Origin of the sequence: Bacteroides caecimuris (assembly GCF_001688725.2) — a bacterium.
Lineage (GTDB): Bacteria > Bacteroidota > Bacteroidia > Bacteroidales > Bacteroidaceae > Bacteroides > Bacteroides caecimuris.
The window spans coordinates 811,214-826,754 of record NZ_CP015401.2 but is presented as its reverse complement, the minus strand read 5'-3'; the positions used below and the strand labels follow the sequence as shown (position 1 = coordinate 826,754).

The window sequence follows — 15,541 nt, the reverse complement described above, 5'->3', positions numbered from 1 at the left end:
ACTTAGACAACGTCCAATTTAAAAGGTTTAATCTATTTCTTCTAAAAACTTCTCTATTTTCTTCACCGCATGATGATATGACGCTTTGAGCGCACCAACCGTTGTGCCGAAGATTTCCGACATCTCTTCGTATTTCATTTCCTGATAATATTTCAGGTTGAACACCATACGCTGTTTTTCCGGCAAAGTCAATAGAGCTTTCTGCAAACACAACTGTATTTCGTCTCCCGAAAAGTAGGAGTCACTTTCCAGTTTCTGCACAACCATTGCTTCCGGGTCGTTGATAGCTACGGTAGTCATGGCACGTTGTTTGTTTAGAAAGGTAAGACATTCATTCAGCGCGATGCGATAGAGCCAGGTAGACAGCTTCGCCTCGGCACGGAAATAATCGATATTTGTCCATGCCTTGATAAAAGTGTTTTGCAGGAGATCGTTCGCATCCTCATGCGACAGTACCATCCGGCGGATTTGCCAATACAATTGCTCGCTATACTGCGCCACAATCATTTCAAATCCTTTCCGCTGCGTACTCTCCTCTTGAAGGAGTTTCAGAACTTCGCGTTCGTTATAAGGAATCATAATCTCTTGTATCTGTATGTTTATTTATGGTTTCAAATTCAGGTCGTTCATTGCCTCTAGTAAAGACGAATCATATTTATAAATGTCCTCACAATACCTTAAATTATTATCGGCAGACAAATAAACTGTCTGATAATCTATAAATAAAGGTATATATTTCTCTAAACTATAATGTTTCAGTTCGCTGTAGGTCGCACTGTTAGACAACTTCTTCCCCTCTTCACTCACCGGTTTGATATCCATTGCAATGCGAATACGGTCTTCCAACAATTCATCCGGCTCTTTCAACAGGAAGAAAGCAAAGTCGAGTGCTTTCTGAAGGCGGACGCAACCGTGGCTCACCGCACGTTTTTTCAACGTGAAAGCCCACCGGGAAGGAGTATCGTGCAGATATACGGAATGAGGATTAGGGAAACGGAAGATGATGCGTCCCAACGAATTACCCGTTTTATTGTCCTGCTTCACTGTATAAGGTACGCCTTTTCCTGCATACTTAGCCCACCTGATACTATGAGGGTCTACTTGCAGACCGGTCTTATTATCATATACCTTCATGCGGTTGCGGGTAAAATAGGTCGTATCTCTGCGATAGGTAGGGATAATCTCTTTACGGATAATACTTTGAGGGACATTCCAATATGGATTCAGTTCCATATAGTAGATTCTGCTCGACAGCAAGGGTGTTTTATTCTTCACGCTTCCCACGCAGATACGCATTTCCAAGATTGAATCCATCTCTTCATTGATAGCTTGTAACATAAATGCCGCTACATTGGCTACTACATATTTCTTTCCTTTCTCCAAAGCATATTGCCAGCGTGCGCGTTCCATGTTTACCAATAGGCGGTTGCGGTAATAATCCGTAGTATCTGTCTTCCCCCAAGCATTCACACGTTCCAGTTCTTCCTGCATCTTGCGATAAAGCGGAGAAGAAGGTTGTGCTCTGTGAAAAGCAGCAATTGGATTTGCACGCAATGAATCGAGAGCAGCATTTGCAAAAGTAACATCACAATGTTTTAAAGGAATACGATTGATCGAATCATTCCATCTGCGTCCCGAAGGCAAGAAACCAAACTTCAACTGACACACATACGAAAGATATGCGGCTGTCAACTGATATTCCACATCTGCCAACAGACGGTTCATTGTTTTTCCTTCCTGCAACTTCAAAGAACGTATCTGTTGCAATCTCTCACGGATGCCATCGACAGGATAAAGATTCGGGTTAATACCATGCCGGGAGATGTCTCCCAACCAGAACAACATAGAGTCTGCCACCTGTGTGGCAGGTTTATCGGACACAAGCGAGTCATTCAACCAGAAAAATTCATCCTTTTCCCGATAATGAGCCAGCAAAGCCGAATCCCAAGGAGTTACGGGGTTTTCATTCAAATAAGAACGGATCATCAGACGAATACTGTCGGCATCTATTTGATAAGCAGGGTTGAACAGCTCTTGCAGGAAAGCCAGCGAATCTGGTATCAGAGATTGGGGTTTCTCTTTCTTACAAGCTGCCAAACAAACGACGAACAGGATTACCGCTCCCCAAAGCAGGCGTCTATTTCTCATATACAGTTCCTCCATCAATGTCAATACACATATTCTCTTTCGCTAAAATAGTTCGCGGGAAAATGGCGGACGCTTCATCAAATAGAATAGATTCATCCTCGTAACGGGCTGAAAAGTGTCCGATCACCAATTGTTTCACGTTTGCGTCCAAAGCAAGTTGTGCGGCTTGCGCAGCCGTAGTATGATAAGTTTCCTTGGCACGTGCCTGCTCTGTCTGCGCAAAGGTAGCCTCATGGAAAAGCAAATCTACATTGCTGATTTGTTCGGCAAGCGACGGGCGATAAATTGTATCGGAGCAATAAGCATATTTACGAGCTGGAGCCGAAGGGCGGGTCAGACGCAAATTGGGTATTACTTCTCCTTCGGGAGTTACAAAATCCGCTCCGTTCTTGATACGGTTCAACTCATAGACAGGAACTTTATAAAAGTCTACCATATCCCTGATAATATGATTGGGACATTGTTTTTCTTCAAAAAGGAAGCCGCAACAAGGAATACGGTGTTTCAAAGGAATCGTAGTTACGGTCACCGAACGGTCATCGTAGACAAGCATCGGCTCTTTCGTTTCGAATTCATGGAAGAGCACCTTATAAGTCAAAGTCTTGCAAAAGAAAGCAAGCATCGGGGCAAACAGTTCTTCCAGTCCTCGTGGAGAATGAATATGCAAATCAGCTGTTCTTCCTAATAATCCGAATGTAGAGATCAGCCCCAACAATCCGAAACAATGGTCACCATGTAGATGAGAGATGAAGATATGATTCAATCGGGAAAATTTCAGTCGCGAACGGCGTAACTGCATTTGTGCTCCCTCGCCACAATCAATCATAAATAATTTTTCACGCAGGTTTACGACTTGAGAGGTCGCAAAATGTCGCGTGGTAGGCAAAGCGGAACCGCATCCCAATATATATAACTCAAATTTTTCCATGGTATGCAAAGATAAAGCATTTCAGATTCAATCTTGCAAAGGATGAAACTTTTTTTTCTATTCACCACAAAGGATACGGAGGATGCAGAGGGTAAGGAGGATATGGAGAGGATGCGGAGGAGAAGAAGAGGGTAGATTTATATAAATAAATATATCGCCATCGTTAGTTTGTTAAATCAATCCTTCACATCCTCTGTATTCCCCATATCCTCCTTACCCTTCTTACCTTCTCTATGTCCTCCCTACCCTCTGTGTCCTCTGCGTCCTCTGTGGTGAATAAAAAAAGGCGCCCCCAACCAGGAGCGCCTTCATCAGAAAATATTCTGTTCAGATTATTTCTTTCCTTCCAACTGTTCTTTCAATGCAGCCAGAGCGTCAATGTCGCCCAGCGTAGTTGAAGCAGCTTGGTTTTGGATCATCGGAGAATCTTCTCTCTTACTAGAAGATGCTTTCTTTGCGCCAGAAGCAGCTTTCTTTTCTGCTCTTTCTTCAGCTTTAGCTACATCTTCGAAGATACGGCTGTGAGACAAGATGATTCTCTTAGCGTCTTTGTTGAACTCGATCACTTTGAATTCAAGTTTCTCATCCAACTGTGCTTGTGAACCGTCTTCTTTTACAAGGTGTTTCGGAGTTGCAAAACCTTCTACACCGTAAGGAAGAGCTACAACAGCACCCTTATCCAACATTTCGATGATAGTACCTTCGTGTACAGAACCTACAGTGAACACAGTTTCGAATACATCCCAAGGATTTTCTTCGAGTTGTTTGTGTCCAAGGCTCAAACGACGGTTTTCTTTGTCGATTTCCAATACCTGAACTTCGATGTCAGCACCAATCTGAGTAAATTCTGACGGGTGTTTTACTTTCTTAGTCCAAGAAAGGTCAGAGATGTGGATCAAGCCGTCTACACCTTCTTCGATTTCTACGAATACACCGAAGTTAGTGAAGTTACGTACTTTTGCTGTATGCTTAGAACCTACAGGATACTTCTCTTCGATTGTTTCCCATGGATCTTGTTTCAGTTGTTTGATACCCAAAGACATCTTACGTTCTTCGCGGTCAAGTGTAAGAACAACAGCTTCTACTTCGTCGCCTACCTTCATGAAATCTTGTGCAGAACGCAGGTGTTGGCTCCAAGACATTTCTGAAACGTGGATCAAACCTTCTACGCCGGCAGCGATTTCGATGAATGCACCGTAGTCAGCCATAACAACCACTTTACCTTTCACCTTGTCACCAACCTTCAAGTCAGTATCAAGAGCATCCCATGGATGCGGAGTCAGTTGTTTCAAGCCAAGAGCGATACGTTTCTTTTCGTCATCGAAGTCAAGGATAACAACGTTGAGCTTCTGATCCAGTTCAACCACTTCTTTCGGATCGCTAACACGTCCCCAAGAAAGGTCAGTGATGTGGATCAAACCGTCTACGCCACCAAGGTCGATGAATACACCGTAGGATGTGATATTTTTAACAGTTCCTTCAAGAACTTGTCCTTTTTCGAGTTTACCGATGATTTCTTTCTTCTGTTGTTCCAGTTCAGCTTCGATAAGAGCCTTGTGAGATACAACAACATTTTTGAATTCCTGGTTGATTTTAACCACTTTGAATTCCATTGTTTTGCCAACGAATACATCATAGTCGCGGATCGGTTTAACGTCGATTTGAGAACCCGGCAAGAATGCTTCGATTCCGAATACGTCTACGATCATACCACCCTTCGTGCGGCACTTAATGTAACCCTTGATAATTTCTTCATTTTCCAGAGCAGCGTTAACGCGATCCCAAGAACGAGTAGCGCGGGCTTTTCTGTGTGACAGAACGAGCTGTCCTTTTTTGTCTTCCTGGTTTTCGATGTATACTTCTACAGTGTCACCTACTTTCAGGTCCGGATTGTAACGGAATTCATTCAAAGGGATGATACCGTCTGATTTGTAACCGATGTTCACAACTACTTCACGCTTGTTCATTGCGATTACGGTTCCGTCAACAACCTCACGGTCGTTTACTTTGTTAAGCGTACCGTCGTAAGCTTTTTCTAGTTCATCGTGGCTAACGTTGGTTACTGTTTCGCCATTTTCATAAGCATCCCAGTTGAAATCTTCAATAGGAGCTACGTTCTTTAAGTTTTCCATTAATAATAAAATTGTTTAATACTTTAATTAAATAAGACATTATATTATCTATAAATCGGGCGCAAAGGTAGAAATATTTTCTTGATTGACAAAAGAATGGCAGAAGAAAAGAGATTTATATCCGTATTTTTTGTAATATTGCAATTCTTAATTTATACAGTTTTTACCATGGACGAGAGATTGGACAAAGTCAAGGTGCAATGCGACTATTTACCGCTTATTAATTTTGCGATACAGCAAAACGGAGCATCAGTCATTCATCAGCTTTCTATTGAGAACACGACATCTGCCCCACTGAAGGACATTCAGGTAGTAATCACGACAGAACCGACTTTCGGAAATGCCGCTCCGATAGCTGTGGAACAGATTCCGGCAAACGGCTCGGTCCGTCTGTCGTCATTCAATCTCACTTTGTCCGCCAACTACTTCACGCAACTGACCGAACGTTTATCCGGCAACCTGAAAATTGAAATTACTGCTGAAGCGGAACCGATATTCTGCCAAACATATCCTATCGACATCCTGGCATACGACCAATGGGGCGGACTCAATGTATTGCCCGAAATGCTGGCTGCTTTCACCACTCCCAATCATACGGCTGTTGTACCGATTATCAAAAGAGCAGCTTCCATCCTGGGGCAATGGACCGGCAATCCGTCTCTCGATGAATACCAAAGCCGCACTCCGGACAGGGTGAGGAAACAGATGGCTGCTATCTATACGGCTATCGCGGAACAACAGATTATATACAGTACCGTTCCCGCCAGTTTCGAAAAATATGGGCAGCGTGTCCGGTTAGCCGATTCTGTGATGGCACAGAAATTGGGAACCTGCCTGGATATGGCTTTGCTTTATGCTTCCTGTCTGGAGGCAATCGGACTGAATGCTTTAATCGTCATCACACAAGGGCACGCTTTCGCAGGAGCCTGGCTGGTGCCGGAAACCTTTCCGGATCCTACGATTGATGATGTTTCTCTATTAACGAAAAGAACAGCGGAAGGAATCTACGACATTACTTTAGTTGAAACGACCTGCATGAACATGGGACATTCGTCCGATTTCGACGATGCGGTGAAGAAAGCAAACGGAAAGTTGACGGACAGGAATAACTTCCTTCTTGCAATAGACATCAAGAGAGCTAGATATTCGGGTGTACGCCCCATCCCTCAACGTATTTTGCACGGACAGGTATGGGAAATTGACGAAAAAGAGACCAACATTCAGAACAATGCCGTTCATGCCACTCCGCAAAGCATCAATCCGTATGATTTATCGGGCAATGAAACCCAAACCGTAATCACCAAACAATTGTTGTGGGAAAGGCGGCTGCTTGACTTGAGCCTTCGCAACAACCTGCTGAACATCCGGATTACCAAAAACACGCTCCAACTGATCCCAGCTAATCTGGCTTGTCTGGAAGATGCATTGGCTGACGGAGAAGAATTCCGCATCCTACACCGCCCGGCTGATTGGGAAAGCCCGGCGATAGATTTCGGCATTTATTCCTCCGTACCGGAGTCTGATCCGGTAGTTGGTTTCATCAACTCGGAGCTTTCACAGAAAAGACTGCGTTTTTATCTGCCCGAAAACGATTTAGGTAAAGCACTGACTCACCTATACCGTTCCTCGCGTACCTCTATTGAAGAGAACGGAGCCAACACTCTTTATCTGGCTCTCGGACTTTTGAAATGGTACGAGACTCCTTCCAGCGAACGTCCCCGCTACGCTCCCATCCTGCTAATGCCGGTTGAAATCATCCGTAAATCGGCTGCTAAAGGCTATGTGATCCGTTCACGGGAAGAGGAAACAATGATGAATATTACGTTATTAGAAATGCTTCGCCAAAACTTCGGAATTACCATATCAGGATTAACCCCATTGCCCACCGATGAAAGAGGCGTCAACGTCAAACTGATCTATTCCATCATTCGCAACAGCATCAAAAACCAACGTAAATGGGACGTGGAAGAGCAAGCCATCCTAGGCATCTTCTCTTTCAATAAGTTCATCATGTGGAATGACATTCACAACAATGCCGACAAACTGGTTCAGAACAAAATTGTTTCAAGCCTCATCAACGGAAAGCTAGAATGGGAAGCCGCAACAGAAGAAATAGACGCAACGGATATGGACAAACAACTGTCGCCAACGGATATCGTTTTGCCTATCATCGCCGATTCTTCGCAATTGGAAGCTATCTACGAAGCCGTACACGATAAGACTTTTATCCTGCACGGCCCTCCGGGAACGGGTAAATCGCAAACAATTACCAATATCATCGCCAACGCGCTTTACAAAGGAAAACGTGTCTTATTCGTTGCGGAAAAGATGGCTGCCCTCTCCGTTGTTCAAAACCGACTAGCGGCTATCGGTCTGGCTCCGTTCTGTTTGGAAATTCATTCCAACAAAACAAAGAAATCCACCGTTATCTCACAACTGAAAAAAACAACGGAAATTATCAGGCAGACCCCTCCCGAAGAATTCAAAAAGGAAGCGGAACGTTTGCTGAATTTGCGGACGGAACTGAATCAGTATATTGAAGCCCTACATAAGGAATACCCGTTCGGAGTTTCACTATACGATGCCATTATCCATTATCAGTCTGTGGACGTCGAACCTTGTTTTGAGATTCCACAACCTTATCTGGATACATTAGACAAAGATACATTTGCGCAATGGGAAGAGGCTATCGAATCGCTAGTCAGAACCGCCAATGCGTGCGGACATCCTTACCGGCACCCATTAACAGGCATCTCGATTTCCGAATATTCATCTGCCGGAAAAGAAGAAGCCTCCCAATTACTTACCGATTTCATCGACTTATTGGATACTATCCGGCAGAAGTTGGACGCATTTTCCGTACTTTTGAAAGATACGGATATACATCCTACACGCAAAGATTTCCAAACGATCGCCAGTATCATCCAAAAAATACTCGATATTCCGGAACTGACTCCCGGATTGCTGACTCTGCCATTATTGAATGAAACGCTGAATGAATATCGTGAAGTGCTGGTTCATGGACAAAAACGTGATGAACAAAGAAAAGAGATAGAGACAGGATTTACTAAAGAGATTCTGTCCATTAATGTAAAACAGATGCTAGCCAAATGGAATCGTGCATCCGACCAATGGTTTCTTCCCAGATATTTCGGACAGCGAAAGATCAAAAAGACCATCAACATGTATGCTTTAAAAACGATTGAGACAGAAGAGATCAAACCGCTACTCCACCAGATTATCCGGTATCAGGAAGAAGAGGAAGCTGTTCAAAAATACATCAGCCAACTCCCCTCTTTGTTCGGACGATTCGGCAAGAATGAGGACTGGACTGCCATTGAGCAGATTATCAATGACATGGTTTCTCTTCACTCGCATTTGCTGAATTATGCCAAGGACATAGCCAAGGTGTCACAAATCAAACAGAATTTGTCGGTACAACTTGCAGAAGGAATTCAAACATTCAGAGATATTCACGCTCACTCTCTCAATGAATTGTATCAGTTACTGGATACACTTACAGTCATCGAAAAGAAATTGTCCGGCACGTTGGGTATATCAACAGAAGAGCTTTATGCCTCTTCGACCGACTGGATAACGATCGCGCTATCGAAAGCCCAAACTTGGAAAGATAACATCGACAAACTCAAAGACTGGTATCGGTGGTTACAAGCATACCAAACTCTAAATAAACTGGGAGTCGGATTTGTCGCGACAGAATATAAGGAAAAGAATATCCCTACCGACCGACTGACAGACATCTTCCGCAAGAGTTTCTACCAGACAGCCATTCAGTATATCATTGCCAAAGAACCCACGCTGGAATTATTCAACGGCAAGATATTCAACGATATGATTGCTAAATACAAACAAATATCCGCCAAATTCGAAGAAACGACCCAAAAAGAATTGTTTGCGCGGCTGGCTTCCAACATTCCGTCTTTCACTCGCGAAGCTATCCAAAGTTCCGAAGTGGGCATCCTTCAAAAGAACATCCGCAACAACGCCCGCGGTACATCCATCCGCAAACTGTTCGACCAGATTCCTACTTTATTGTCGCGTATGTGTCCGTGCATGCTGATGAGCCCGCTTTCCGTCGCTCAATTCATTGATACGGATGCCGACAAATTCGATTTGATTGTCTTTGATGAAGCGTCACAGATGCCTACTTATGAAGCGGTGGGCGCTATTGCCCGAGGCAAAAACGTGATTATCGTGGGGGACCCGAAACAGATGCCTCCTACCAGCTTCTTCTCGGTCAGCACCGTTGATGAAGATAATATTGAAATGGAGGATTTGGAGAGTATTCTTGATGACTGTCTCGCCTTGTCTATCCCTTCCAAATATTTATTGTGGCACTATCGAAGCAAACACGAGAGCCTCATCGCTTTCAGCAACTCCGAATATTACGATAACAAACTGATGACTTTCCCTTCTCCGGACAACATTGAATCGAAAGTCAGGATAGTCAACATCAACGGTTATTATGATAAAGGCAAATCGCGCCAAAACCGGGCGGAAGCTCAAGCGGTGGTAGACGAAATAGCCAGAAGATTGAGAAGCGAGGAATTAAGAAAGAAAAGTATCGGCGTAGTGACTTTCAGCATCGTTCAGCAAGCTTTAATAGAAGACTTACTTTCCGACCTCTTTATCTTCCATCCCGAACTGGAAAGCCTTGCTTTGGAATGTAACGAACCGTTGTTTATCAAAAACCTGGAGAATGTGCAGGGAGATGAACGCGACGTTATTCTCTTTTCTGTGGGCTACGGTCCGGATGCGGAAGGACGTGTCAGCATGAATTTCGGTCCATTGAACCGGATAGGCGGTGAAAGAAGGTTGAATGTAGCCGTTTCCCGTGCCCGGTATGAGATGATTATCTATTCCACTTTACGATCGGATATGATTGATTTGAACCGGACTTCCTCTATCGGAGTAGCCGGACTAAAACGTTTCCTCGAATATGCAGAGAAAGGAACCAGAAACACAATCAGCAGTGTGACAGCCCAATCAACGGAAGCAGCAGCCTCCATCGAGAATATCATTGCCGATAAACTGCGTTCATTGGGATACACCGTGCATACAGATATCGGATGTTCCGGTTATAAAATAGATATAGGTATCGTTGACAGCGAACATCCATCCAACTATCAATTAGGCATTATCTGCGATGGCAAAAACTACAAACGTACCAAGACCGCACGCGATCGGGAAATTGTACAAAACAATGTACTGAAAGCACTCGGCTGGGATATTTACCGGATATGGACTATGGACTGGTGGGAAAAGCCGGACGAAGTAATAGCAGCCATCCAAGAGGCTATCGCACGCAGAATGAGTTCAAAGGTTAATGCTAAAACAACGACAACCATCGGAATTGGCTCTGATCCAATAACAGCAGAAAAAGATTCTGTGAACAAAGAGTCGACCGACAAAGAAAAAATAACAAAAGAAGAGCCTATAAAAGAAGAGTCAATAGAAGAAGCAGTACCGACTGCCGAGAGAGATAACAATGAAATTTCATTTGTACTCAAAGCATCACCTGCCACCTCAGAAAAGCAAACTGCTTCCGCACAAGACGGAATACGGCAAAAGTACCAATCAGCAAAGATCACTCCAGGCAACTATTCGCCGGAAGTTTTTTTCTTTAACGAAAGCTATCCCGTCCTCATGTATCAAATACGGAAAATTATAAAGAACGAAGCTCCGGTCAGCAAATCATTGCTTTGCAAGAAGATTCTGTCTGAATGGGGAATCAGTCGTCTGGGCGCACGGATAGAAACACAGATAGAGACGGCATTAGATGCACTGAATATCTATCGCACCGAACATGAAGGAATTGTTTTCTGCTGGAAAAACAGAGAGCAATGTATCTCCTATTCTGTTTATCGTCCGGTTTCCGACCGGGAAGCGACAGATATTGCTCCTGAAGAGATAGCCAATGCCATCCGACAACTGTTGACAGACTCCATCAGCCTGCCTGCGACAGATTTGATAAAAGCATGTGCACAACAATTCGGCTTTGTCCGTATGGGATCGAACATAGACGCTGCCATGCAAAGAGGTATTCGCGAAGCCGTGAAAAGGAATTATGCCAAAATTGAAAACGAACGGGTGACGATTGCGGATTAAGCGGATTAAATGGTAGATTCAGGTGACGAAACTAAATTAACACCCTTTCTCCAAACGTTTCAGAGCAGCAATAGAATCGGATACATAGTTATTATCCGGTTCTATTGACCGCCAATAATACAGCTCTCCAATCAGCCGTTTCAGATAAACAGGATCACTTGAACCAATCCGCCGCTGATGTTCTGCCAAACCTTTCGTCAGGATGAAATAGACATTCTTACGGATTTCCCTCTTCCTGGCTTTGGGAATCGTCAGTTTTACACCGGAAGAAATGGACACGCCTGTGATAATCTTTTTGCCATACTCATTGATGAAACGGGTCTTTTTATGATTCGGTTCGAATTTCTCATCACGAATGATCTGTTTAATACGGGGAATAATCTGCTCTTTGGGAAATACATCTCCAGAGAAAGTCAGGTCGTCAGCATACCGGGTATAAGTCAATCCGTATTCCGCTGCCAATGCCGCCAACTTTCTGTCCATCTCATAACTAACGATATTACTTAACGACGGACTTGTAGGTGCTCCCTGCGGCAAGTGTCTGTGCAAACAACATAACGCCCCCAATACTTTAGATACATTTTCCGGATAGCCGATTTTCTCAAATACCTTTTTCACCCTCAGGCTCCGTATAGAAAAGAAAAAATCATGGATATCCATTTTCAACACATACCGCTTTCCTAAATGAGGATTGGCATTGTCGACTACGGAATGACCGCTCCGGAAACCTACCGCTGCCGGATGAATCATTGTTACAGGTAATAATATACGAAAATTAATAATAGTTTGAATAGACTGTAATTTTTCGTTAGGAGCAGAGATCATACGATACCCTCCTTTTCTTTTCCTCATCCAAAACTCCCGGTAATGCGCAGAAACATTTTGTAGTATTTCCTTCAGTTGTCCCGCTTCCATTTCCAACAGATTGGCACACCAGACAACAGCCGATTCATCATACTTTTGATCATACTGTGCTCTTGGAATTATTGCTTCCCAAGCATGCCTAAGCCAGGCTCCATGCTCCCATTTTACTTTAGTAATCTTTTCTTCCTTACGACCGTCTGTCGCTTTCCATCTTTTATACCCCTCTTGTTTTCTGCTTGAGGAAATCATCTTGTAAATCAGAAAACCAGTGACAATAAGTATTGTTATTAGAATTCCGTCCATTTTGTATTATGTATATAAATAAAGAGAAGAGAGGATGGGTTATTTACTAAAATAAATTTAGGTATTTATACCTTAGAATTTATTTTCTAGGAAAATACCTGTGCTTACGAGGCGACTACACCTCTTTGATGCTAAATTCGGTCCTCATCCTCTCTTTCACAAAGATATGTATAATCTTTCGATAAAACAACTGGAACGGGAAAAACTATCGGTTGAACAACTCAAACGTAAACTTACACCCTATCTTTCCGAACCTCCAGTTCTCACTGCTCACAAAGACTCCCACATCGAAAACATGCGTACCGATGCCATATCCGACTTCCATATAAGGCTGAAGATGCGGCATACAAAGCGCACTGACATATATACGCTCATTTTGCACATAACGGGTATACTTCATCAGATGCCGGAGAATAAGGAACGGAGCTTCGTAGGTGAAATGCCCCCGCACATAACGGCGGGAGGAGTTATACCAACGTGAGTCAAGCACCTGAAATACTCCGCCAATTTCATCATTCCAGCCTACGGGAAGATTATGACGGGAGAAATTGGCAAAGTCCACAAAATACAACTCATCCTGGTTAGTGAATGCTCCGAATCCGAAACGATAATAAATATTACGCATCAATCCCATCCGGATTTGATGCTGAAGGTCAAACTCTATTCTTTCATATTCGCCCGTACTTTTAAATACTCCTTTTATTCCCCGTTCATAATCGACCGAGAAGGTTGGATAGATGGAACGCAGGTTAATCTTTCGCTTTCCATTCATATAATAATAGAGTCCCGGCGTCCATTCCACTCGGATACGGGGGGCGAAACTGATATAAGTGTTCTTGAATTTATCCATAAATTCCGGAGGCGGCATCGGATAATCACCGGTTATCACAAAACGGGAAGGCTCTACGGCGGTTCTTCTATGGGCAGAGAAACCCAGCCCGACATCCAGTCCGTTAACCACCTCAACTGTATGGCGGAGATTAAAATACAAGTCCTTGAAATAATCAAGGTGAATTAAATTGAAATCAAAGATGCTGTCCGGCATAGCTTTCAGTTCATCCAGCACCTTACTACTATAAATGCGGTTACCATTCCCCACATTCAACCGGAAGAATCCCCGTTTCTGCGGCCAGTATTCAAAGTCGGCATTCAACGACCAATAGAACTCCTTACGTGTAAAGTTATATCCGAGCTTAGGTACAATACGAAGCACTTTATCCCCTCTGAAAAGACGGTTATAGCGGAAATCCTGCCGATAAGACAAACCGTTACTTCCGCTATAACTGAATAAAAGCGGGTTTATAAAGGGAGAGAACCGTACGCTTCCGATATTAGACAAATTGAATTTATAATCTTCCATCATCAAATCACCGATTGTTCCCCAAAAGGTCTGACTCTTGGATGGCTTTTGTATGGTAGCCGTGTCACGTCTAAGCGCATAGTCGGAATATAGTTTCTTCTCATTCTCATTCAAAGGAATCGGGCGCAAGATAGCAAAGGTAGAGGCATCCGTCTTATAGGCATTCGTATCGCACTGCAAGGAGAAAGATTCCGAAAGATTATATTTCCTCTTTTCTTTCTTACGCACCTTTATTTCTTTCAACTCGATGGATTTATAGTCTAAAGACGCGGTATAATTACCATCCACCTCATTTCCGAGAAATTTAAAAAGAGCCTCTACGTCATAACGTACCGGCAAGAATTCGTTTTTCTTGCCGACATCTCCCATTTTTATCCGGCAGGTAAACGTTATCAATTCCGACCTTCCGGAAAAACGAATCTCACGCACACTCCAGACATTGCTGCTAACTACCATATATCCACCTACCAACTGATCGCTCTTGGTACGGGGAATAAAGCGGACCCGATAATTCAGATTATTAGGATCTCCCATCACGCTGTCTATCCGGTATTTATAATATTTCTGTCCGTTTTTAGCCAGCGGCGACAACAAGCGTTCATCGTTCAGCAAAGAAGAAGAGTAGATATTTACGTTAAAGTATTCGAGCAAACCCGGTAATCCCCTGTTCCCCCTCACTGTTCCTTGGGAGGCTTTCACTTTCTGGTCATAAATATTGGGAGCCGTATAATGGAGGTCACTGTATGTTTCAAGCAGATATTCGCGAACTCCTTTTTGCAAACGAAACATAGAAGGCACATAACGGAGAATAAAATTCTTTTTCTGAATATCCATCCTACCTTTTATATATAGGTTCGCGCGATAGTCACTGACTATTGTTTCATACAAAGGCGCAAAAGTCATCACACGCTCAATGATGGAATCGACGGAGATCTCCTGACGAGTATAAGGATTCATTATATAATTATTGGCTGCCCCCTTTGGAATAAAAGAGAACAGACACAATATGCATCCTATCAATATTTTATCTCTCAATTATCGTATCTCCTCCATTAACGCAGGCAAATATAAAAAAGAATATCGAAAAGCAATGGGATTAAGCTACTAAAATTTATATTTCACCGTTCAACTAAGAACGGTTCAGTCATGAATACATCAGTTGAGAATTCCGCCCCTACTAGAGAAGCTTTTGTAATTCTCCCATAAAAGTTTTTTTTCATTTTTGCCCTCATGCCCTCATATTTCCTCTCAATCCCTTTATTCATGGTGCTTTCCGCTGTTAGGGCAAGTATGATAGCAGAGTGAGGGCAAACGTTTGCTCTCACGCTCCGATCATTCAGTTCATTTAGTCAGTGCCTATATTTTCTTATGAAAGTAAGTAAAAAAGAGATAAACTAGTTCTCTTTGTCCCACATATTGTGGGAAAGTATTCCCTCATATTATGGGAATTTATTCCCAACTAATAGGGAATCTTTTCCCAATTAACAGGGAATACTTTCCCACAATATATGGGACAAAGAGAACCTGTACTTCTCAGGTAATGATTGACTAGTTGTTTCTTTATTCTTGTTACTGAAGTTTCGCAAGTGCTCTGCATAGCTTCTCCTCCTTCTGGAAGGTTACTCTCCCCCAATAACGGGGGAGTCGGAGGGGAAATCCCAAAATACACATGAAGGG

At 43.2% G+C, this 15,541-nt stretch carries 7 protein-coding genes; 1 reads left to right on the top strand and 6 read right to left on the bottom strand.

The genetic code is table 11. The features are described from left to right. Window positions 1-27: 27 nt before the first annotated feature. The 4 genes from A4V03_RS03105 to rpsA form a co-directional block, all read right to left on the bottom strand. Window positions 28-579, bottom strand: a complete 552-nt coding sequence (locus tag A4V03_RS03105; protein ID WP_065537923.1) for an RNA polymerase sigma factor — start codon at window positions 577-579, stop codon at window positions 28-30. A 24-nt stretch (window positions 580-603) separates the two neighbouring features. Beyond that, on the bottom strand, window positions 604-2,148 hold the full coding sequence (locus A4V03_RS03100) for a L,D-transpeptidase family protein (protein ID WP_236588675.1): 1,545 nt from the start codon (window positions 2,146-2,148) through the stop codon (window positions 604-606). Continuing rightward, window positions 2,138-3,076 carry a ribonuclease Z gene (locus A4V03_RS03095; protein ID WP_065537921.1) on the bottom strand — a complete coding sequence of 313 codons (939 nt, stop codon included), beginning with the start codon at window positions 3,074-3,076 and terminating at the stop codon, window positions 2,138-2,140. The genes A4V03_RS03100 and A4V03_RS03095 overlap by 11 nt, the downstream gene beginning before the upstream one ends. Before the next feature lie 332 nt (window positions 3,077-3,408). Beyond that, the gene (gene rpsA / locus A4V03_RS03090; protein WP_065537920.1) at window positions 3,409-5,208 is read right to left on the bottom strand and encodes a 30S ribosomal protein S1; all 1,800 of its coding nucleotides are present in this window, start codon (window positions 5,206-5,208) and stop codon (window positions 3,409-3,411) included. A 96-nt stretch (window positions 5,209-5,304) separates the two neighbouring features. On the opposite strand from rpsA, the gene A4V03_RS03085 reads away from it, so the two are divergent. Next, the gene (locus A4V03_RS03085; protein ID WP_065537919.1) at window positions 5,305-11,337 is read left to right on the top strand and encodes a DUF3320 domain-containing protein; all 6,033 of its coding nucleotides are present in this window, start codon (window positions 5,305-5,307) and stop codon (window positions 11,335-11,337) included. Window positions 11,338-11,373: 36 nt separating this feature from the next. Here the strand turns inward: A4V03_RS03085 and A4V03_RS03080 are convergent, their stop codons facing one another. Then, on the bottom strand, window positions 11,374-12,504 hold the full coding sequence (locus tag A4V03_RS03080; protein WP_065537918.1) for a reverse transcriptase family protein: 1,131 nt from the start codon (window positions 12,502-12,504) through the stop codon (window positions 11,374-11,376). 205 nt (window positions 12,505-12,709) lie between these two features. Further along, a complete protein-coding gene (locus A4V03_RS03075) occupies window positions 12,710-14,821 on the bottom strand; it encodes a DUF5686 family protein (protein ID WP_201442226.1) in 2,112 nt (703 codons plus the stop codon). Window positions 14,822-15,541: the final 720 nt, after the last annotated feature.